This window comes from Paenibacillus sp. FSL E2-8871 (assembly GCF_038000345.1).
Lineage (GTDB): Bacteria > Bacillota > Bacilli > Paenibacillales > Paenibacillaceae > Paenibacillus_AQ.
The window spans coordinates 4,181,645-4,202,691 of the sequence record NZ_JBBOBV010000001.1 but is presented as its reverse complement, the minus strand read 5'-3'; the positions used below and the strand labels follow the sequence as shown (position 1 = coordinate 4,202,691).

General features: G+C 46.0%; 20 protein-coding genes and 1 riboswitch. All 20 genes read left to right on the top strand.

All coding sequences use genetic code 11. From position 1 onward, the window contains the following. Nucleotides 1–30 precede the first annotated feature (30 nt). The 20 genes from fni to atpB all read left to right on the top strand — a co-directional run bounded on the left by fni (nt 31) and on the right by atpB (nt 21,006). Nucleotides 31–1,170 carry a type 2 isopentenyl-diphosphate Delta-isomerase gene (gene fni / locus NYE25_RS19145; RefSeq protein WP_341146599.1) on the top strand — a complete coding sequence of 380 codons (1,140 nt, stop codon included), beginning with the start codon at nt 31–33 and terminating at the stop codon, nt 1,168–1,170. Between the two features lie 39 nt (nt 1,171–1,209). Then, nucleotides 1,210–1,683, top strand: coding sequence for a GNAT family N-acetyltransferase (locus NYE25_RS19140; protein WP_341146598.1), 474 nt, complete (start codon nt 1,210–1,212; stop codon nt 1,681–1,683). A gap of 572 nt (nt 1,684–2,255) precedes the next feature. Continuing rightward, nucleotides 2,256–3,548 carry a group II intron reverse transcriptase/maturase gene (ltrA, locus tag NYE25_RS19135; RefSeq protein WP_341144791.1) on the top strand — a complete coding sequence of 431 codons (1,293 nt, stop codon included), beginning with the start codon at nt 2,256–2,258 and terminating at the stop codon, nt 3,546–3,548. 229 nt (nt 3,549–3,777) lie between these two features. Further along, complete coding sequence (locus NYE25_RS19130) at nt 3,778–5,130, top strand: S41 family peptidase (RefSeq protein ID WP_341146597.1); 1,353 nt, start codon at nt 3,778–3,780, stop codon at nt 5,128–5,130. A 143-nt stretch (nt 5,131–5,273) separates the two neighbouring features. Further along, nucleotides 5,274–6,374, top strand: coding sequence for a redox-regulated ATPase YchF (gene ychF / locus NYE25_RS19125; protein ID WP_060625988.1), 1,101 nt, complete (start codon nt 5,274–5,276; stop codon nt 6,372–6,374). A 234-nt stretch (nt 6,375–6,608) separates the two neighbouring features. Further along, nucleotides 6,609–7,682: a peptide chain release factor 1 gene (gene prfA / locus NYE25_RS19120; RefSeq protein WP_042192496.1), complete on the top strand. Its 1,074-nt coding sequence runs from the start codon at nt 6,609–6,611 to the stop codon at nt 7,680–7,682. Further along, nucleotides 7,675–8,673, top strand: coding sequence for a peptide chain release factor N(5)-glutamine methyltransferase (gene prmC / locus NYE25_RS19115; RefSeq protein WP_341146596.1), 999 nt, complete (start codon nt 7,675–7,677; stop codon nt 8,671–8,673). The genes prfA and prmC overlap by 8 nt, the downstream gene beginning before the upstream one ends. A gap of 140 nt (nt 8,674–8,813) precedes the next feature. Next, a complete protein-coding gene (locus tag NYE25_RS19110; RefSeq protein ID WP_076285646.1) occupies nt 8,814–9,998 on the top strand; it encodes an FtsW/RodA/SpoVE family cell cycle protein in 1,185 nt (394 codons plus the stop codon). Between the two features lie 199 nt (nt 9,999–10,197). After that, nucleotides 10,198–11,382, top strand: a complete 1,185-nt coding sequence (locus NYE25_RS19105) for an FtsW/RodA/SpoVE family cell cycle protein (protein WP_076285647.1) — start codon at nt 10,198–10,200, stop codon at nt 11,380–11,382. 83 nt (nt 11,383–11,465) lie between these two features. Next, nucleotides 11,466–12,221, top strand: coding sequence for a stage II sporulation protein R (spoIIR, locus tag NYE25_RS19100; RefSeq protein WP_081382658.1), 756 nt, complete (start codon nt 11,466–11,468; stop codon nt 12,219–12,221). A 207-nt stretch (nt 12,222–12,428) separates the two neighbouring features. Next, complete coding sequence (locus NYE25_RS19095) at nt 12,429–13,670, top strand: L-threonylcarbamoyladenylate synthase (protein ID WP_341147751.1); 1,242 nt, start codon at nt 12,429–12,431, stop codon at nt 13,668–13,670. Nucleotides 13,671–13,797: 127 nt separating this feature from the next. Then, nucleotides 13,798–14,370: a manganese efflux pump MntP gene (locus tag NYE25_RS19090; protein WP_042192488.1), complete on the top strand. Its 573-nt coding sequence runs from the start codon at nt 13,798–13,800 to the stop codon at nt 14,368–14,370. Nucleotides 14,371–14,417: 47 nt separating this feature from the next. Continuing rightward, a complete protein-coding gene (locus NYE25_RS19085) occupies nt 14,418–15,005 on the top strand; it encodes a low molecular weight protein arginine phosphatase (RefSeq protein WP_076297917.1) in 588 nt (195 codons plus the stop codon). A 48-nt stretch (nt 15,006–15,053) separates the two neighbouring features. Further along, a riboswitch (ZMP/ZTP riboswitch) is annotated at nt 15,054–15,136 on the top strand. Nucleotides 15,137–15,210: 74 nt separating this feature from the next. Then, nucleotides 15,211–15,795, top strand: coding sequence for a TIGR01440 family protein (locus NYE25_RS19080; protein WP_149645348.1), 585 nt, complete (start codon nt 15,211–15,213; stop codon nt 15,793–15,795). A 113-nt stretch (nt 15,796–15,908) separates the two neighbouring features. Beyond that, nucleotides 15,909–17,156 (top strand): serine hydroxymethyltransferase, encoded by a 1,248-nt coding sequence (gene glyA, locus NYE25_RS19075; RefSeq protein ID WP_341059281.1) that lies wholly within the window; start codon nt 15,909–15,911, stop codon nt 17,154–17,156. Nucleotides 17,157–17,577: 421 nt separating this feature from the next. Continuing rightward, nucleotides 17,578–18,207, top strand: a complete 630-nt coding sequence (gene upp, locus NYE25_RS19070; protein ID WP_042131376.1) for a uracil phosphoribosyltransferase — start codon at nt 17,578–17,580, stop codon at nt 18,205–18,207. Between the two features lie 60 nt (nt 18,208–18,267). Next, entirely contained in the window at nt 18,268–19,428 is a 1,161-nt protein-coding gene (gene wecB / locus NYE25_RS19065) for a non-hydrolyzing UDP-N-acetylglucosamine 2-epimerase (RefSeq protein ID WP_341146595.1), read from the top strand. A 177-nt stretch (nt 19,429–19,605) separates the two neighbouring features. Further along, entirely contained in the window at nt 19,606–19,839 is a 234-nt protein-coding gene (locus NYE25_RS19060; protein ID WP_042192476.1) for an AtpZ/AtpI family protein, read from the top strand. After that, nucleotides 19,832–20,209: an ATP synthase subunit I gene (locus NYE25_RS19055; protein WP_341146594.1), complete on the top strand. Its 378-nt coding sequence runs from the start codon at nt 19,832–19,834 to the stop codon at nt 20,207–20,209. Before NYE25_RS19060 ends, NYE25_RS19055 begins: the two co-directional genes overlap by 8 nt. A gap of 29 nt (nt 20,210–20,238) precedes the next feature. After that, a complete protein-coding gene (gene atpB, locus NYE25_RS19050) occupies nt 20,239–21,006 on the top strand; it encodes a F0F1 ATP synthase subunit A (protein ID WP_042192471.1) in 768 nt (255 codons plus the stop codon). Nucleotides 21,007–21,047: the final 41 nt, after the last annotated feature.

Here is a 21,047-nt window from a genome sequence, read left to right as displayed (position 1 = left end):
AGTGCAGTTTAGGAATAGGAGGAACGGAGCATGAATCATACGCCAGAAGAGGCCGGACCATATGATGCGAATAGGCAGTCTGGCGCGGATCATGGCAATGACCTACCGACTGTAGAGGTTTCAGATAAGAAGTCTTTATTGCCTGCATCAAGGACAGGTGAACGCAAAATAGAGCATGTACGCCTTTGTCTAAATGAAGAAGTTGGTGGCGTTGGTGTGACTACGGGGTTTGAACATTACCGATTTCGGCATAATGCTCTTCCAGAGCTGAATTTCGATGATATATCATTGCAGACTACGTTCCTGGAACGTGAACTTCGTACACCACTGCTGATCAGCTCGATGACAGGCGGCAGTACAGCTACAGGAGCCATCAATGCCCGACTAGCAGAGGCAGCGCAGCGTCGTGGATGGGCGCTGGGGGTTGGTTCTGTGCGAGCGGCGGTGGAGCGCTCTGAGCTAACCGAAACCTTTTATGTACGGGACAAAGCACCTGATATACCGGTTATCGCTAATATTGGCGCCGTACAGCTGTCCTATGGTTTCGGGATTGAGGAGTGTCGCCGGGCTGTGGATATTGCTGGTGCAGATTTTCTTGTACTGCATCTCAATGGTCTTCAAGAGGTCTTCCAACCTGAAGGGAATACTGGCTTTGCTTCCTTACTATCGCAGATAGCAAAAGTATGCCGTGCACTTGAGGTTCCTGTAGGTGTAAAAGAAGTCGGCTGGGGCATTGACGGTGATACAGCAGCACATCTTTATAATGCAGGGGTAGCTTTTGTTGATGTAGCGGGTGCAGGTGGAACATCCTGGAGTCAGGTTGAGAAGTTTCGGAGTAGAGACCCTATACGGCGCGCAGCGGCTGAAGCTTTCGCAGACTGGGGCACTCCAACCGCAGATTGCATTGCAGAGGTACGTGCTGTCTCCCCGAAGGGGGCATTGATTGGCAGCGGCGGCTTGAAGCATGGTGTGGATGCGGCGAAGGCATTGGCCCTCGGTGCTGATTTAGCAGGCTTTGGACGCAATCTTTTAGGACCGGCAGTAGATTCTGAAGAGGCGCTAGATGCTGCACTGGCTCAGGTAGAGCTGGAGCTTAAGATAGCAATGTTCGGCATCGGAGCTCCCGATTTAGCAACTTTACGTGGGACTTCCCGTTTAATACGTAAATAAAAGTATATGGTAAATATAGAAGTGAGGAAGTGAAAAAAGATGATGATTAAATTGGTTCATATGGATGAGTCTGCTTTTCAATTTTTCTTAGGTCAAGCTACTCGTGACTACGCTGAAGATAAGATTAAAGCCGGCGCTTGGGACCCTGAAATCGCGATGAAGCTGTCTGAGGAAGCTATAACACAGTCACTGCCCAAAGGATTGAACACAGATGGCGCTTATCTATACTCTATAGTAGAGCTAAGTAGTGATAGCCAGGTGGGATATATCTGGTTTAATGTAAGTGAAGGTCGCAGCGGCCGAGAGGCTTTCATTTATGATTTTTACATTTTTGAACCGTATCAGAGTAAAGGCTATGGCAAGCAGGCTATGGTCGCACTTGATGAGGAAGCCCGTGAGATGAACGTCACCAAAATCGGGTTACATGTCTTCGGTCAGAACAATCGTGCATTTGAGCTGTATAAAAAAATGGGATATACCGTAACCGACATTACGATGTCTAAAGATCTATAATGCTATCCGTGGAGACCTCGAAAGAGGTCTTTTTTGTGTTGGCGTGCCCAGAGGCACGCATTATCTAGTTGGTGAAAGTCCAACCAAAGGAGGGACCAAGCCACCTTTGTAGCTAGGATGCTTGCGCATGGCGAAATCTGTGTGTAAAAGCGCATCGACAAAAGTACTTATCAGAGATAGGGCGAGCAACAACCTAGGCCGCAACATGAAGTGAATCCTGCCGCGTCGTCAAAAAGGCCCTGCGAAGGGGAGAAGAAGGTGCCGAGTCTCGCAACAGTAGACGAAGGCCAAGGAAGCTGTACAGAACTTGGGTCAACAGTGAAGAACCTTCCGGCGTAAAGGGAACGGCATGGGTTGAAAGATAATGCAGTGAACTGGGGAGACCCTCCCCCACACAGATTTTTTTTTTTAGAAGTCCGTAAAAAGGTGCTCTATAAGTTCAAAAGACGAAGTGAACCGCCTGTGGGAAGGGAGTCCGAGGGGCACATAGTACCTAAGAACCTAAAGACAACATAACTTTAGGGAGGGAAGGAGTCCTGCTTTGTTTACGCTCTTAAAGGAGGTACGAGTGAGTGAATGCCAAAAGGCTAACGACACCAAAGGAAAAAGTTCAACAACTCCAGAGAAAGCTATGTCATGCTGCCAAGGAAAACAAGAAACGTAAGTTTCACGCACTATATGACAAAGTGTACCGAGAGGATATCCTTCTAGAAGCATGGCGAAGAGTCCGTGCGAATAAAGGCTCAGCTGGAGTGGATGCAATAACCATTGCAGAAATTGAAAGGCAAGGCGAAGTGGAATTTCTTCAAGAATGTCAGCAAGTTTTACGAGAGGGCAACTACCAACCGCAACCTGTCAGAAGACACTACATCCCGAAAAAGGATGGAAAACAGCGACCTTTAGGAATCCCAACGGTACGAGATCGAGTCATACAGATGGCAACGAAGCTCGTGATTGAACCCATCTTCGAAATGGATTTTCAAGAAGTATCTTTTGGTTTTCGACCAAAAAGAAGTGCCAAACAAGCGCTCGACCGCATCCGGAAAGCCTGTAACCGCAAAGGAAATTGGGTATTAGACGTCGATATCCAAGGTTACTTCGATAACATTAACCAAGAGAAACTCATGAAGTTGGTAGAAATGCGTATCAACGACAGAAGAGTATTGAAGTTAATAAGGAAGTGGCTTAGTGCAGGAGTTATGGAGGAAGGAAGTATCCGTCGGTCAGATTTAGGCACACCACAAGGCGGTGTAATCTCTCCACTACTAGCGAATATTTACTTAAATTATTTCGACTTGGTATGGAAAAAGCACGGAAATGGACTCGGGGAATTAACAAGGTATGCAGATGATTTGGTGATTGTTTGCAAGACGAAGAAAGACGCAGAACAAGCCTACAAGCTTGTCCAAACCATAATGGAGCGACTGGAATTAACCCTGCATCCAACCAAAACGCGAATAGTGGGCATATGGACGGGAGATGAAGGATTCGACTTCTTAGGAATGCACCACCGAAAAACAAAAGCGGAAACCTCGCAAGGAAAAGTATACTTTACAACTCAGCAATGGTTAACGAAGAAGGCAGAAGAACGTATTCGAGAAGTGGTCAAAGAACGATTAGCTCCGCCAAGAATGCGAGTGAGGTCGTTTCAAGAACATGTAGAATGGCTCAACCCGAAAATACAGGGATGGAGAAATTACTACTATACGAACTATAGCCAGAAGAGATTAGCCAAACTGGATTGGTATATTCTACAGAGGTTTGCAAGATGGTACGCCAAGAAAAGACAAAGAAGAAGATGGATAGGGACTTTAAACGAAGTGAAGTTCATTGCCAAACAGTGTGGATTAAAAACATTATTGTAGACCGTATGCGCATGAAAGAAGAACATCGGAAAGCCGTATGAGGGAAAACCTCACGTACGGTTTGATGAGGAGGGGCTGATTTTAATCAGTCCTTTACTCTAGTTCTAAGAAAACCAATGTAAATAATTGTGATAAATATATTTGAATTAGGAGGAATAGAAAAATATGATTATTAAATAAATTCTTGAAAATGGATTCAGTTATATGGAATATTGGAAGGGGGATTAAGGTGAGACCAAGGTTTGTATTACCAGCGGCTTTATCTGTAGCTGCAATACTGTTACTGGTTAGTTGCAACCGTGGGGATTTGCCAGGGAAAAAGCAATTTGAGTCGGGGCAAGTTCAGGCAAGTCCGGTTGCGCCGGTAGCCTCTTCAAAGGTAGCGGAAGAACAGCTAGAAGCGGCGTTGTCTCCATTGACAGTGGAACAAAGATTAGAGGATTTTGATTATATGTGGAAGATTATTGAGGAGAACTACCCTTTCCTAGAGGTAAATAAGCGTCTAAATGGAGAGGATTGGCTTGCGAACAAAGAGGAGTACCGTAATGAAATTGCAGCAGTGAAAAACGATCATGAATTTTTGGGGGAAATGACATTTGTACTTAGCAGGTTAAATAATGGGCATACGAATTTTTTATCTAAGGAAGAATATCCATGGTTTCTAAACGCCTATGTTCAGGCAGGTTTTGGTTATGAGCCTTGGATCAACGTGTTTCAACAGCCAAATGTGTTGGCTCGTTACAACCAGAAACCTTTAGCGGAGCAGCAAAGCTCTAATGGCATCGTTAACGATATGAATAGTGGTGAGGCAGGGAGTCAGACAGGAAAGACTTCCGGGAATGTAAAAAAGGTTATTATAGAGCCAGAGCAAATAGCGTATCTAGGCATGCGAAGCTTTGCCGGAAGTCTCATGGAGATGGATAGTTCGGAGATTCGTGATTTTTTAATAGAAGTTAAAGATTATAAGACATTAATTCTAGATATCCGCGGAAATGGCGGAGGAAACAGTAGTTACTGGAGAGCTCATATTGCTCCTCTGCTGATCAATAAACCTATCGAATACAATACATACTTACTTTATACAAGAGGCAACTATGCTGAGACCTTTATGAAGGCACGTCAGATCACAAGGGGGCAGCAGCCTATTACCAACATCAAAGACGAACAGTTGCCTAATTTACCATCGGAAGCATTAAAAATGTTCAAGACATATAGTAAAAATAAAGATGTAGTAATCCCTCAAGAATCCGTTGGTTTTAAAGGAAAGATCTATTTGCTGGTAGATAGCTCTGTGTATTCATCAGCGGAAGGTCTTGCAGCCTTTGCAAAAGGTACCGGGTTTGCGACGGTTGTTGGTGGCAGAACAGGTGGGGATGGACTAGGGATGGATCCGCTTGTCGTTGCATTGCCTAATAGCGGTTATGTATTCAGATTTTCCTTTGAGATGGGACTTAACTCTGATGGAAGCTGCAACGAGGAAGTGAAGACAGTCCCTGATGTGGAGGTTGATCCAGATACTTCTAAGCCCCTATTGGATCAGCCGGCGGTGCAAAAGGTATTGGAACTTGCCAAATCCCATTGAAATGTGCGCGCTTGGATAAGGGTGGATTGACACATCTGTAAGACATCCGATGTTGCTGGAGAATATGTTCTAATATATAATGGTTTAGATCGTATTACTTATTCGGATGATCAATTTAGCTGAAAATAGGAGTTGTCATATAAATGGCTTTGAAAGCGGGAATCGTCGGTCTTCCTAACGTAGGAAAATCCACATTGTTTAATGCAATAACGCAAGCGGGAGCAGAATCCGCAAACTACCCTTTTTGCACGATTGACCCTAACGTTGGTGTCGTTGAAGTTCCGGACGAACGTCTTGATAAACTGACTGAGCTGGTACAACCTAACAAGACTGTACCTACTGCTTTTGAATTTGTTGATATCGCTGGTCTTGTGCGCGGTGCGAGTAAAGGTGAGGGACTAGGCAACAAGTTCCTAGCTCATATTCGCGAAGTAGACGCTATCGTTCATGTCGTTCGTTGTTTTGAAGATGAGAACGTTACCCACGTGGATGGAAAAGTAAATCCGATCAGCGACATTCAGACCATTAATTTGGAACTGATTCTTGCTGACATTGAGAGCATTGAGAAGCGGATTGAGCGTTCCCGTAAGAACATCAAAGGCGGCGACAAGAAATACGCTCAAGAAGTTGAACTGCTTGAACGCGTCAAAGAAGTGCTCTACGAAGATAAACCTGCACGTAGTATAGAATTGTCCGATGACGAGAAGGTTATTATCCGTGATCTTCATTTGTTAACATTGAAGCCTGTGCTGTATGCAGCGAATGTAAGTGAAGAAGAAGTAGCAAGTGCTGAGAATAATCCTTATGTGCAGCAAGTACGTGAATTTGCAGCAACTGAAGGTGCTGAAGTTGTTCCGATCAGTGCTAAAGTAGAAGCTGAAATTGCCGAGCTTGAGGGCGAAGATAAAGCGATGTTCCTAGAAGAACTTGGGCTAGAAGAATCTGGTCTGAACCGCTTGATCAAAGCGGCTTACAAACTTCTAGGCTTGTATACGTATTTCACGGCAGGTGTTCAGGAAGTTCGTGCGTGGACCATTCGTAAGGGAACTAAAGCACCCGGCGCTGCTGGTGTAATTCACACAGATTTTGAACGTGGATTTATCCGTGCTGAGGTAGTGGCTTACGCAGATCTTTTGGCAGCAGGCTCAATGAATGGTGCCAAAGAACGTGGTCAACTGCGTCTAGAAGGTAAAGAGTATTTGGTGCAGGACGGCGACGTTATGCATTTCCGTTTCAACGTTTAAGAGGACTGAAGCATACTAATGATAAGAGGGTCATCTCAGTCGGTAGAGGGTATCTACTGCTGGGATGATCCTTTTTTAAAATATAAGACATTTATTAAGGGATTTACGCGTACAGAACTGTAGCCATTTCACAATATCTTTGGTATAATATAAAGTCGTATATCTAATTTTATGACATATGTTTTAATCGCTTTATTTGCGAATTTGAAATTGAACTAGGAGAGGTGAATTCCCTTGTTGGACCGATTGCAATCCCTGGCGGACCGCTATGAGAAGCTCAGTGAACTGCTTTGTGATCCGGATGTTGCAAACGACAGTAAGAAACTGAGGGATTATTCCAAAGAACAATCAGACCTACAGCCTGCATTTGAGGCGTATACTGAATATAAGAGTGTAATGGAAGAGCTTGAAGCTGCTAAGCAGATGCAAGGCGAAAAGCTTGATGATGAGATGAAGGAAATGGTCAAGATGGAAATTGACGACCTTTCCAAACGTCAGGTAGAGCTGGAAGAGCAAATCCGTGTATTGCTACTGCCTAAAGACCCGAATGATGATAAGAACGTAATCGTCGAAATTCGTGGTGCAGCGGGTGGAGATGAAGCTGCATTGTTTGCTTCCGACCTTTATCGGATGTACACCCGGTTTGCAGATTCACAAGGCTGGCGCGTGGAGCTAATGGATGTCAACGCGAGCGATCTTGGTGGATTTAAAGAGGTAATCTTCCTTATTAACGGCCGCGGTGCATACAGTAAGTTGAAATACGAAAGTGGTGCGCATCGCGTACAACGTATCCCAGCGACTGAATCCGGTGGACGTATTCATACCTCTACTTCTACAGTATCGGTGATGCCGGAAGCTGAAGCATTTGAGATTGAAATCCATGATAAAGATATTCGTGTGGATACCTTCTGTTCAAGTGGTGCAGGCGGACAGTCTGTAAATACGACCAAGTCTGCAGTACGTGTAACCCATGTACCTACGGGCATCGTTGCTACCTGTCAGGACGGTAAGTCACAGAACTCCAATAAGGAAAAGGCGCTTCAAGTGCTTCGTGCCCGTATCTCCGATATGAAGCGGCAGGAAGAAGAAGCGAAGTATGCTGGTGAACGGAAGAGCAAAGTAGGTACGGGTGATCGTAGTGAGCGTATCCGGACGTATAACTTCCCGCAGAGCAGGGTTACAGATCATCGCATTGGCTTGACACTGCACCGTTTGGAGCAGGTTATGAACGGAGAAATCACTGAAATTATTTCGGCTCTTTCAATTGCTGAACAAGCTGATTTGATGGATAGTATGGACAATGGATAATAATGCTTTGAACGATGGCGTATTTGTCATGTCGGAAGTGAAAAGCATCCGGGAAGCCTTTGCGGAGGCTTCTTCTTTTTTGAGCCAGAGCGGTTGTAATGAGCCGCAGCGCAGTGCGCAATTATTGCTTGAGCATGTGCTTGGCTTGTCCGGGGCAGCGTATTATATGGCGCTGGCGGATTCTTTTCCAGCTGCGGTCAAGGAAAAGTGGGAGGCGGGAGTTACCCGCCGGAGTAAGGGTGAGCCGGTGCAATATATCATCGGCGAGCAAGAGTTCTACGGGCGTCCTTTTGAAGTGACGCCTGATGTGCTTATTCCACGGCCGGAGACGGAGCTGCTCGTCGAGGCGATTTTGCGGTACGGCGCGGAGCTTTGGCCGGACGGCACGGTTGCGCCGAGTGAAGCGGCGCAGGAAGAAGGCGCTGCTTCGTTAGCAGCAGCGCAAGATCGTGCGGGCGGCGCGGAAAGCGGACGCGCCGTACGGCCGCTGACCGCCGTCGATATCGGCGCCGGCAGCGGAGCGATTTCCGTCACTCTGGCGGCGGAAGCGCCGGCGTGGCGGGTCTGCGCCGGCGATATTTCGCCGGCGGCCCTAGCTGTGGCGAAGCGCAATGCGATGCGCTCCGGCACAGCCGTGGACTTTCGGCTCGGCGATCTGCTCGAGCCGTTCGCGGGGATGGAGACGGATATTCTCGTCTCCAACCCGCCGTACATTCCCGGCGAGGATATCGCCGGGCTGCAGCGTGAGGTGCGCGACCATGAGCCGCGCACTGCGCTAGATGGCGGAGCGGACGGGCTGGACCCGTACCGCCGCATGATGGAGCAGCTGGCGCTGCTCCCGGCACCGCCGCGCCTGATCGGCTTCGAACTCGGCTTCGGACAAGCCGAGCAAGTGGCCTCGCTACTTGAAGCGGCGGGCCATTGGAAAGAGATCATCACCATTAATGATCTGGCTGGAATTCCACGTCATGTGCTAGGTATAGCACAATAATACTGCATGCTGTGCAGGGGACTCCTGTTGATCGGGGAGTAAAATTGTATTTTCAACCCGACTTCCTTTACAATAGAATTTAACCGGACTTCTTAGTGAAACATAAAAGAAAGCCCAGATTTAGAGTAGGGAGGCAGAACGTGCTTCAGAAGATTAAAAAAATTGATGGTGCTATCGTAGTCGTTCTGTTATTGCTCATGACTGTCAGCATCTTCGCCATATATAGTGTGACTCATGGAAGAGAAAAGCTGGACGGACATCATATCCGTATGATGATGTATTATGCAATTGGCTTTATTGCTTTTATTGGAATGACCTTTTTAGATTACAGAATTTTAGTGAAATACGCGCTATATATTTATTTGTTTGGGATAGGTATCCTGGTCCTCGTCAGCTTTTTGGGCGAGACCAAGAATAATGCCCAAGGCTGGTTGTCCCTCCCTGGAGGACTGAGCCTTCAGCCTGCCGAGCTATTCAAGCTAATATTGATTCTATTTCTGGCAGCGATGCTTGTTCGTAAGAATAAGAGTAAACTCTTGTTTTGGCGGGATGTTGTGCCGCTCGGCCTCTTAACCTTATTTCCGTTTCTTATTGTCCTTACACAGAATGATCTTGGGAATGCCTTGTCTTACATTGTGATTCTTGCAGGTCTGTTGTGGATTGGAAATATTAAGTACACTCACGCATTAATCGCGCTGGTGATTGTAGCAAGCTCCGCGATTGCCGGAATTATGAGTTATATCCATTATCATGACGAAATTAAAACGTTTCTTAACGATATTGGCCGGTCGCACTGGATTGAACGTTTCGACCCATGGCTTGTTCCGGATAAAGCGACAGCGAAAGCTCTTTATCATACCAAAAACGCCAAGCTTGCGATTGCCTCAGGTGGGATGAGTGGAGAAGGCTATATGAACGGTAGCTCTGTTCAGACGGATCGGGTGCCTTATACGTATTCAGACTCTATCTTTGTGCAGATTGCCGAGGAATTTGGCTTTGTAGGTTCTGCATTTGTGCTGCTACTGTATTTTATCCTGATTCACCGAATGATTCTGATTGCGCTGGAAGCCAGAGATCGAGCAGGTCCATTTCTGATCGTCGGCATTGTCGCGATGATGCTGTATCAGATTTTTGAGAATATTGGTGCGTTTATTGGTCTGATGCCTTTGACAGGTATCACATTACCATTCATCAGCTTCGGAGGTACCTCCCTGCTTATTAACATGGCCAGCATTGGGCTGGTAATGAGCGTGCGTCTGCATGGTCGAGATGTAGAGGAAGATTTGCCTAAGCCTACTCCTTATGCAGCCGCCAAACAGGTTTAATCACTAAATCAAAAGATAACCGTCAGAAACTCATCTTTTAAGGATGGGAACTGGCGGTTTTTTATTATGGGAAGTGAATCTCTGATATCGGGTGTATTACATAAATTTGGAATTGTGGCCTTGAATACTCTACAATAGAAAGGAGAGACTTTCCTCAGGTGAGGGTGGTTGGAACCTTAATAGAGTAAGGGGTTTGTGTATGCTTAAAAAGCTCAAGAAGATCGATAGCGTGATTCTTATTGTTCTGGTTATGCTGATGGTTATTAGTATTCTTTCGATATACAGCGTGACTAATGGTAGATTAGTTCAGAAACTAGATGGGTTCCATCTACAAATGCTTAAATACTACATTGTAGGGTTTGTAGCGTTTTTTGTGCTTACCTTCGTGGACTATAGGATATTTGTTAAATATGCTCTTTATATTTACATCTTGGGTATTGGTCTGCTAGTGTCGGTTAGTTTTTTTGGTAAGGTAAAGAACGGTGCGCAATTAGGGCTAGAGATAGGTGGACTTAGCTTTCAACCTGCGGAGCTTTTTAAGTTGATATTGATTCTTTTACTCGCGTCCATACTGGTCCGTAAACAAGGAGCCACGCTAACCTTCTGGAAGGGAGTCGTTCCGCTGGCGCTTCTTACATTGCTCCCTTTTGCCATAGTTATTGTACAGAATGATCTCGGAAATGCGCTAAGCTACATCGTAATATTAATCGGTCTTCTATGGATCGGGAATATCAAAATTTCACATGCACTCATCGGATTACTAATCGTTGGCGGATTGGGTCTTGCAGGAATTCTGAGCTATATTCACTATCATGATGAAGCGGTATATTTTTTTGAGGAGACCCTTGGCAGGAAGCATTTAGTGGATCGTTTTGATCCTTGGCTCGTACCTGATTTGGCGTCAGATGATGCAAGCTATCACACGAAAAATGCTAAAGTGGCTATTGCCTCCGGAGGGATGAGTGGCGAGGGGTACATGCAAGGAAGCTCTGTGCAGAGTAACCGTGTTCCATATACCTATTCGGATGCCATATTCGTACAGGTTGCGGAGGAGTTTGGGTTTGTGGGTTCAGCGCTGCTGCTGTTGCTCTTTTTTATTCTTCTTCATCGGATGATACTGATTGCTCTAGAGAGTAGGGAGCGTAGTGGTCCGTTTTTGATTATTGGAATTACGGCAATGCTGCTATATCAAATCTTAGAGAATATTGGAGCTTTTATCGGCCTAATGCCGCTTACGGGAATTACACTTCCGTTCATCAGTTATGGAGGCACATCTCTTTTAATTAATATGGCCTGTATGGGGATTGTAATGAGTGTGCATCTTTATGGTCGGGATGTTGAGGAGGATTTGCAGTTGCCTAAGGCGCTTGCTGTAAAATTATAGATTTAATAGATTCATAGGTTTGCAGTCTCTCATCTCTGGACATACTACTAGCATGAGAGTTAAGAGGAGAGGGGCTGCGACAAATGAACGATAATCATATGGATAAAAGAGATTCCTTACGTGTAACTTTTAAGTATACTGCCATTTTAATTTGTTTTTTTATGATCGTTATCATGGCCTGGGAAGGTCAAAAAACCGATGCAGCAGTAGCCGAAGTATCGATTCCACAGGATTCTATCCGGCTGCGTATTCTGGCGAATTCGGACGGAACACAAGATCAACTAGTGAAGCGGCAAATCCGCGATACAATTGTAGAGCAAATGAACCAGTGGGTAACTGCACTTGAGGACCCACAGAGTTTAGAGCAGGCGCGCGCTTTAATTAGAACTCATCTACCAGAGCTTAATGCACTAGTTGGATCGGAGCTAGAGAAACGTGGCATTCAATATTCTTATAAAGTTGAGCTGGGTGTAGTTCCTTTTCCGACCAAATTGTACGGTGGAACAGTCTATCCGGCCGGAGAATACGAGGCTGTTCGGGTAACGCTGGGTGAGGGAAAAGGGCAAAATTGGTGGTGCGTACTGTTTCCGCCGTTGTGCTTTATCGATGCGGGTTCTGGAGATGCGGCGGCACCTGCTGCTAACAAAGGGGCGAAGACCGTTTCGGCTGCCGGGGCAGATAGCGGAGTTAAGGCGCAACCAGCAGTAGGAACAGCTGTACAAGCAGATTCTTCGGCAAAGGATGTTGCGGCAGCGGATTCCGCAGAGCCAGAGGTACGGTTCTTCGTTTGGGAACTGTTGCAAAACCTTTGGAACTGGATTAGCGGATTATGGTCGTAATGCTGATGTTAGCCCTTTGGTTTTGTGGAAATGGTCTATAGTTTTGAATCTAGATATGTTACTATTTCATAAGCAGATCGACTGCGGCGCCTTCATTGGGGCCGCTTTTTGGTAAGATTAGAGTTAATGAACCTCCAGAGTATTTATCCTAAGATTGCAAGAAAAGCTATTGTTCAATATATATCCTGTAGAAAGCCTGTGATGAGAATGAATGAACCACACGACCCTTTATTCGCCGTTCAGCGGCGGAGTGGAAATAGAAATGAGACTGTATATTGGGAACTGGATTTGCTGGAAGATGCAGCTTCGGATTCCGGTGTACTTCAGCCAAGTGAGGAGAATAAGTTAGCCATCGTGGAGGCGGCAGCCATGCTTCGTGAAGGTGGAACGGTCGCTTTTCCAACCGAAACGGTCTATGGACTTGGAGCGGATGCACGAAATACTGCGGCAGTTGAGGCTGTTTTTGCGGCAAAAGGGCGACCGTCTGACAATCCCCTAATCGTGCATATTGCTGATCCAAGTGCTTTGGACGAGCTGGTTACAGAAGTGCATCCTACGGCTGCGGTATTGATGGATGCTTATTGGCCAGGACCGCTGACAGTTGTTCTTCCTGTTCGTGAGGGTGTTTTGTCATCCTGTGTAACGGCAGGACTGGACACGGTAGGTGTTCGTATGCCTGATCATCCGGTAGCTTTGGCGCTGATCAGTGCAGCGGGCTGTCCCGTTGCGGCACCTAGTGCTAACCGTTCCGGTCGTCCGAGTCCGACCTTAGCTTCACATGTGATGGAAGACTTGGCCGGATACATTGGCGGTGTACTTGATGGCGGCGCCGCCGGAGTTGGACTGGAGTCAACTGTGGTGCAGGTGCAGCCTGATGGAAAGGTTGCCGTGCTTCGCCCTGGTGGGATTACTTTGGAGCAGTTAGCTGCTGTAGTGGGAGCAGAAGCTATTGCTGCTGAGCCGGCTGTGGTTAAAAAATTTGGGACTTCCGCAGCAGCGGAAGCTCCAGTAGCCACTGCACCGAAGGAGCGCCACGGTGCAGAAGCTGTTTCCGCCAGCTTGGCGCCACGCGCGCCGGGCATGAAGTACACGCACTACGCGCCGCGCGGCTGGCTCGGTGTGGTGAGCGGATCTTCTCCGCAACGTGTTGCGGATGAAGCCGCGAGTCTACTTCAGGCGGCACAGCTGAACGGCGAAGTGACGGGCTTACTCCTCTTCGAGGAGCATAAGCCCCTCTATCCCGCCGATCCTGCCGCCTGCGTTCTTTCCCTCGGCTCGTTATCCTCACCGGAGGAAGGGGCGCGCTCCCTATATGCCGCGCTGCGGCGCTTCGATGAAGCGGGAGCGACTTACATCTTGGCCGAGGCTTGTCCGTATACGGGCCTCGGCGTAGCTATTATGAACCGGCTTATGAAGGCAGCCGGTGGTTCCGTCATTGATGCCGGATAGCCACGGCGACCTTTCTATCCAGCTATAGTATAGGTTCTTCGAATCTGAAATCTCCTATGAAGTCATGATTACCCCCTTGTCCGCATATCGTTGTTGTACAAGATATTTCGGACTTGGGGGGTTAAGCATGGGCATAGGAGATGTATATGCCGGTTGGGGACAGACAGTTACTATTGCTATAATGGCGATTGCATTAGGGATGGATGCCTTTTCGCTCGGAGTAGGGATCGGGATGAAAGGGATTCGTCTGCTGCATATTCTGCAAATGAGTGTGCTCATTGCTTTTTTTCATATGCTGATGCCTCTTCTAGGTTTATTGACTGGAAGTTATGTCGGACATTTGCTAGGTCAAGTAACAACTTATGCCGCAGGAGGGCTACTTGTGCTGTTAGGCGGACATATGGTGTATAACTCCTTTCGTCCGGAAGTGGTAGGTACGCGAGCTATGAATCACCGAACCTTATGGGGAATGCTGCTTCTATCACTCAGTGTAAGTGTGGATTCTTTTTCCGTTGGGGTATCCTTAGGGATGTTTGTGAATGGTGTGCTTCTGACTATACTAGCCTTTGGTGCCTGTGGAGGTCTGATGTCAATTATCGGCCTGCTTCTTGGCCGGCATGTCAGTCGTGGACTCGGGGAATATGGGGAAGCACTGGGCGGGGCTATTTTATTGGGGTTTGGCTTGCTATTCATCTTTTGATACAATAACGGCATTACAATATTTTAATTTCATGGGGGTGCAAAAGCATGCTGCATATTTTATTCGTCTGCACCGGTAACACATGCCGTAGTCCTATGGCCGAGGGGCTTTTACGAAAGCTTGCGAAGGAACGCGGAATCGACCTGGAAGTGCGGTCTGCAGGTGTATCTGCCATTTCTGGTACTTCTATATCGAGACATGCTGCAGCTATTTTGCGAGAAGAAGGCATTCATGATCATTTAGAGTCGTCGCAATTAACAGGGCAATTCGTCGCTTGGGCCGATCTTGTACTTACCTTAACCAGTGGACATAAGCAACATTTGCTACAGTATTTTCCGGATGCCGTAACAAAAACATATACATTGAAGGAATACGTGCATAACGAAGAAGCTGTGACTGAGGATATTAAAGAATTGGACAGCCTTTATGCAGATGCTGAGTTAAGCATAGCTCTAGGTGGTGAACCCAACGCAACGGATCTACAACGAATGATTGAAATCCGCCAGCGTATCCCAAGCTTTGATATTTCTGATCCATTCGGGGGTACGCGTGAAGATTATGAGCTTACTGCTGCTGAGATTCGCACTTCGTTGTTTAGTTTATTAGATAAACTGGAATCCTTACGCCATTTGTAAATGGTTGATTTTCAGTCGGCTTTGCTTTAAGATGAAAGTACAACTAATCGGTTCCGATGTAACTGGCGACAAATGTGGATCAAACCACGATGGAGCATCGGAATAAACGGCCGGTCGCCTGGGCAAAAGAGCAAATCCGCAGCTACCTGCGGACTGCTCTTTTTTGTTTAAATGAAGCTTGTTTGAAGCTTGAGGAGGTAGGGTGATGGACAAAGTTGTGGAGTTATCTTTAACTGAAGCTACTGTCACTGTGTTAAGGGAGTTGGCGGAAGCTGGTAACCTTGGATCTGGTAAAATTGTTGTCCTAGGAGTTAGCACAAGTGAGGTCGCTGGTGTCCGTATTGGAACCGGTGGTGCGCTTGAAGTCGCACAGCAACTGCTTGAAGGGGCTCGTTTGGTCGCAGCGGAAAAAGGATTTCATCTCGTTTATCAGTGCTGCGAGCATCTGAATCGTGCGCTTGTAATGGAACGCTCTTTGCTAGAGTCGCTTGGGCTAAATGAAGTTTCAGCTGTACCTATACCTGGTGCTGGCGGTTCGATGGCTGCGGCTGCCTATCGCTCTATGAAAGATCCTGTTCTGGCGGAAACGATAGAAGCACATGCTGGCTTAGACATTGGTGAGACTCTTATAGGTATGCATTTGCGCCGCGTGGCAGTTCCTTTTCGACCGACCTTACGGTACATTGGAGCAGCTAGAGTGAACGCAGCATGGGCCAGACCTCCGCTTATTGGCGGCGAACGTGCGGTTTACCGCACTCTTGAACAGAGTGGTTCACAGGTTTGTGATTGATGAACTTAGATTTATGTTTTTGCAGAAACGTAGACCTAAAGCTTTTTCGTGGCGGGCAAATCGTTTCTATTTAAATACAACATATCTACACACACTAGGGAGGAAATAAGAACATGGAACAATTACGTAAGAGTGACCCGGCAGTACTGGAAGCAATGGAACTGGAACTGAAACGTCAGCGTGCCAACATTGAGCTTATTGCCTCAGAGAATATCGTTAGCGAAGCCGTAATGGAAGCCATGGGCTCAGTGCTTACGAACAAATATGCAGAAGGCTATCCAGGCAAACGGTATTATGGTGGCTGTGAAGATGTGGATATCGTTGAGAATCTGGCTCGTGATCGTGCAAAAGAATTGTTCGGTGCGGAACATGTCAACGTACAGCCTCACTCTGGAGCACAAGCGAATATGGCTGTATATCTCGCTGCACTTAACCCGGGCGACACGGTTCTTGGCATGAACTTGGCGCATGGCGGACATTTAACGCATGGTAGTCCAGTAAATGCTTCTGGATTACTCTATAACTTCGTAGCTTATGGTGTACAAGAAGATACTTTCCTAATTGATTATGACGAAGTACGCAAAGCAGCCTTCAAGCACCGTCCTAAGTTGATTGTTGCTGGTGCAAGTGCGTATCCGCGCATTATTGATTTCGAAAAACTTGGTGCTATCGCCAATGATGTCGGCGCGTTGTTTATGGTAGATATGGCCCATATCGCAGGTCTTGTTGCTGCTGGTCTTCATCCGAGCCCGGTTCCTCATGCTCATTTCGTTACAACTACAACACATAAGACTTTACGCGGTCCCCGCGGAGGTATGATTATGTGCAGACAGCCATGGGCGGCTGCTATCGATAAAGCCGTATTCCCTGGTTCCCAAGGTGGACCGCTGATGCATGTCATTGCGTCAAAAGCAGTCGCATTCGGCGAAGCTTTGCTGCCATCCTTTAAGACCTATGCTGAGAATGTAGTGAAGAATGCAAATGTTCTTGCAGAAACACTGATAAGCGAAGGGGTTAACATTGTATCCGGTGGTACAGATAACCACTTGATGTTGCTTGATACACGTAACCTGAACATTACCGGAAAAGATGCGGAAAAGGTACTAGATTCCATCGGAATCACTGTGAATAAAAACGCAATTCCATTTGATCCTACAAGTCCTTTCGTAACAAGCGGTATTCGTATTGGTACACCTGCGGTTACTTCCCGTGGTATGGACGAGCAAGCTATGGTGGTTATTGGCCGCATTATAGCTAATGTTCTGAAGAATCCGAAGGATGAATTGAAATTAGCTGAGGCAGCTCGTCAAGTTGCTGATTTGACGGATCAGTACCCACTTTATCCAGAACTGAAATACTAGTTCCTATTCGTATTCATTAATAAATTCACCTCCACCGAGTCCTGATTTTAGGGTTTGGTGGAGGTTTTTTGTTGTTTATTGTTCACAATATTATATGGGTGAATTGATGGAAAATCATGAAATCAATCATGAAAGTTCATGGAACTTTCATAAACAATAGTGAAAAAAATGTGAATAGTATGAAAAATGCAAATTTGCACAACCTAATCAAGGTTTTATTCCTGAAAAGGCAATGGAATTTCCAATCCTTACCTTTATAAGCAAAGGAAAATACAGGGGTAGGGGTTCAATATGGATACATGTGCCTTTCTAGGTGAAATGCGGCGATGGGAATGCTATAATAGACAGGATTTAGCCATAGAGAAGCAAAAGCGCTTTCTAGGGTTATAGACACGACTTACAATTACCGGAGGGACAGGAAATGGGAAAATTGGTGATTTGCGATCATCCTTTAATTCAACACAAACTAACATTTATTCGCGACGTAAGAACAAACACGAAGGATTTCAGAGAGCATGTTGACGAAGTTGCCACATTGATGGCTTATGAGATAACACGTGATATTCCTCTAGAAACCATTACAGTACAAACACCGGTCACTGAAACGGAAAGTAAAGTGATTTCTGGAAGAATGCTTGGGCTTATCCCTATTCTTCGTGCTGGTCTGGGTATGCTTGAGGGCGTTCTGAAGCTTCTTCCTGCTGCTAAAGTAGGACATGTTGGCTTATTCCGTGATCCGGACACGCTTCAACCGGTTGAGTATTACATCAAGCTTCCTACAGATGTACAGGAACGTGAGCTGATCGTAATTGATCCAATGCTAGCTACGGGGGGGTCTGCGATTGCTGCTATTACCTCGCTGAAGAAGCGTGGCTGTACACAAATTAAAATGATGAACCTGATTGCAGCTCCAGAAGGTGTTGCTGCCGTCCAAGAGGCTCACCCAGATGTTGATATTTATGTAGCTGCGCTTGATGATCATTTGAATGAGCATGGATATATCGTTCCGGGACTTGGCGATGCTGGAGATCGTTTGTACGGAACTAAGTAAATAGTAAATCGTAATAGGATATAAGAAATTTGTTTATTTTTTGATGAGAGGGTAGGGGTTATGTCCAAAATTAAAGTGATGACTATTTTCGGAGTGCGCCCCGAGGCGATCAAGATGGCTCCTCTAGTTCTTGAACTGAAGAAGCATCCTGAGCACATTGAGTCAATTGTATGTGTAACAGCACAGCACAGGGAGTTGCTCGATCAAGTGTTGGAAGTGTTCAATATCACTCCTGATTACGATCTGGATGTGATGAAGGATCGTCAGACGCTTAATGAGATTACTATTCGAGTACTTGAAGGCCTGGAACCTGTACTCAGAGAGGTTAAACCTGATCTCGTATTGGTGCACGGGGACACATTAACGACGTTCCTTGCAAGCTATGCCTCTTTCCTGCAGCAAATTCAGGTTGGGCACGTAGAAGCAGGACTTCGGACATGGAACAAATTGTCTCCGTATCCTGAAGAAATGAACCGTCAGCTTACAGGTGTATTAGCAGACCTGCATTTCGCTCCAACGGATTGGTCAGCTAGTAATCTGAGACATGAGAACAAAAAAGAATCAAGTATTTATATCACAGGCAACACTGTAACCGATGTGTTTCAATATACCGTACAGCCTGATTACCGGCATCCTGTTTTGGATTTTGCTTCAGGAAAAAAACTTATTTTGATGACTGCTCACCGTAGAGAATCGCAAGGTGAACCGCATCGGAATATCTTCCGGGCAGTCAAAAGAATCGCTGATGAATTCGAAGATGTAGCCATTGTTTATCCTGTGCATCCGAGTCCTGCTGTTAAGGAACCTGCACATGAAATTTTGGGTGGACATCCAAGAATTAAGCTGATTGATCCGCTGGATGTCGTGGATTTGCATAATTTTTATCCGCATACCCACTTGATATTGACCGATTCTGGCGGTTTACAAGAGGAAGCTCCTTCATACGGAGTACCAGTTCTTGTGCTTCGTGATACGACGGAGCGTCCTGAAGGGATAGACGCTGGAACGCTAGAACTTGTGGGCACGGACGAGGAGAAGGTGTATGCACGGACACATGCTCTTTTGACTGATAATGAGCTCTATCAGTCGATGAGTCGGGCCGCCAACCCGTACGGAGATGGCAAAGCCTCCCAACGAATTGTCAATGCGATTTTGCACCATTTTGGTGTAAAAAAGGAGCGTCCTGAAGAGTTTCACAGAATGTTCACAAAAAATAAATAATTTCATTTAAAGTAATATCTGATCTGATTAAAATCAACATACAGTGAAACTGTACGGTTTATATGGTTTTGGAACATTTTGCTGTGATTATTTTCATGTTTTCAAGGGTTTTTGGGCAATGTTCAATGAATTGACAAAGACTCCAGAAATTCAGTAAAATTAGTTGGGATTGTAGCCATGAAAGAACAAAATAGCAGGGACAGCTTGTTACAGACCGCGCTTATCATTGGAAGTGCAGGCACTATACTCGCCGCTTACATTGTTATTGGTTTTTTTGCGGCAAGGTGGCTGAAAGACTTGATGGAGGGGCCTAAATATTGGCTCGCTATTGGCACTATAACCGGAATGATTCTGGGAATTGTGAACGTCGTCCTGTTAATTAAAAAATTTTTGGGGGAGCAGAATGGATAATATGACTCCCATGATCAATACCGTCACTAGAGTTACGCTCGTCCTTATGGCAGGACTCTTAATGGGCTGGGCGCTTCATCATGAGACCAGGGAGTTTACACTGGGCATGACTCTGGGTCTGGTGGCGGGATTGGTAAACTTTCGTTATCTGGCCGTCAAGGTTCGACGGGTAACGCAGTCGATTGCGAGCAACGAAGGGAATGCCTTCAGCCTCGGTTTTGTTACACGGATTAGCTTCGCAATTTTGGTCACCATGTTCGCGGTCAAGATTGAGCATTTCTCCCTGGTAGCAACTATTTCAGGCGTATTCATTCCTCAGCTTCTCGCCATTCCTGCGGGGATATATCTGAGTGTGAAGAACAAACTTTAACCAGATTAAAGAGAAAGGGGGATGATACTATGCATGAGATGCCGAAAATCTTTGTCGGGGGAATACCGATAGATATATCAGCCGTATTGATGCTTCTGATCAGTTGTACAGTAGTATTTGTGCTGGTGATGCTGTCGGTTCGTAAGCTTTCGGTTGAGAATCCATCTAAACTTCAGAATTTTATGGAATGGGTTGTTGAATTTGTAGAGGGTGTCATAAGCAGTGCCATGGACCTGAAGAAAGGAAAACCTTACATATCTTTGGGGCTAACGTTGATTCTGTTTATCTTTGTTTCCAACCTTCTTGGATTGCCTTTCTCAGTTGTAACTGAAGCACATGGACCTGTAACCGTGTTTGGCCATGTAATTGAAGCAACCAGGAACTTGGCGCATGGTGATCATGTTGAGATCTTATGGTACAAGTCGCCGACTGCTGACATTAATATCACTGCAGGATTGGCAATTATTGTGTTTATACTGATGAACTTCCTGGGCATTAAGCTCAACGGCAAGCATTATTTCAAACACTATATTGAGCCGTTTCCAATCTTTTTGCCACTGAACATTATCGAGAACCTGGCAAAACCAGTAGCTCTGGCAATTCGTCTATTTGCTAACATTTTTGCCGGAGAAGTACTAATTACAGTCATTTTGAAGCTGGGGATTCTCAGTATTCCGTTCCTGGCTGTATGGCAAGGCTTCAGTATTTTCGTCGGGGCACTACAAGCGTTTATCTTTACGATTCTGACGATGGTTTATATCGCACAGATGACGATTCACGAAGAAGAAGCACATTAATGAACTGCTGCGAAGGGAACGGTTATCGTCTGATTTTCTTT

Coding starts and splice junctions, on each gene's coding strand:
- fni (WP_341146599.1), top strand. CDS start 31: ATGAATCATACGCCAGAAGAGGCCGGACCATATGATGCGAATAGGCAG.
- NYE25_RS19140 (WP_341146598.1), top strand. CDS start 1,210: ATGATGATTAAATTGGTTCATATGGATGAGTCTGCTTTTCAATTTTTC.
- ychF (WP_060625988.1), top strand. CDS start 5,274: ATGGCTTTGAAAGCGGGAATCGTCGGTCTTCCTAACGTAGGAAAATCC.
- prmC (WP_341146596.1), top strand. CDS start 7,675: ATGGATAATAATGCTTTGAACGATGGCGTATTTGTCATGTCGGAAGTG.
- NYE25_RS19105 (WP_076285647.1), top strand. CDS start 10,198: ATGCTTAAAAAGCTCAAGAAGATCGATAGCGTGATTCTTATTGTTCTG.
- spoIIR (WP_081382658.1), top strand. CDS start 11,466: ATGAACGATAATCATATGGATAAAAGAGATTCCTTACGTGTAACTTTT.
- NYE25_RS19095 (WP_341147751.1), top strand. CDS start 12,429: ATGAATGAACCACACGACCCTTTATTCGCCGTTCAGCGGCGGAGTGGA.
- NYE25_RS19090 (WP_042192488.1), top strand. CDS start 13,798: ATGGGCATAGGAGATGTATATGCCGGTTGGGGACAGACAGTTACTATT.
- NYE25_RS19085 (WP_076297917.1), top strand. CDS start 14,418: ATGCTGCATATTTTATTCGTCTGCACCGGTAACACATGCCGTAGTCCT.
- NYE25_RS19080 (WP_149645348.1), top strand. CDS start 15,211: ATGGACAAAGTTGTGGAGTTATCTTTAACTGAAGCTACTGTCACTGTG.
- glyA (WP_341059281.1), top strand. CDS start 15,909: ATGGAACAATTACGTAAGAGTGACCCGGCAGTACTGGAAGCAATGGAA.
- upp (WP_042131376.1), top strand. CDS start 17,578: ATGGGAAAATTGGTGATTTGCGATCATCCTTTAATTCAACACAAACTA.
- wecB (WP_341146595.1), top strand. CDS start 18,268: ATGTCCAAAATTAAAGTGATGACTATTTTCGGAGTGCGCCCCGAGGCG.
- NYE25_RS19060 (WP_042192476.1), top strand. CDS start 19,606: ATGAAAGAACAAAATAGCAGGGACAGCTTGTTACAGACCGCGCTTATC.
- NYE25_RS19055 (WP_341146594.1), top strand. CDS start 19,832: ATGGATAATATGACTCCCATGATCAATACCGTCACTAGAGTTACGCTC.
- atpB (WP_042192471.1), top strand. CDS start 20,239: ATGCATGAGATGCCGAAAATCTTTGTCGGGGGAATACCGATAGATATA.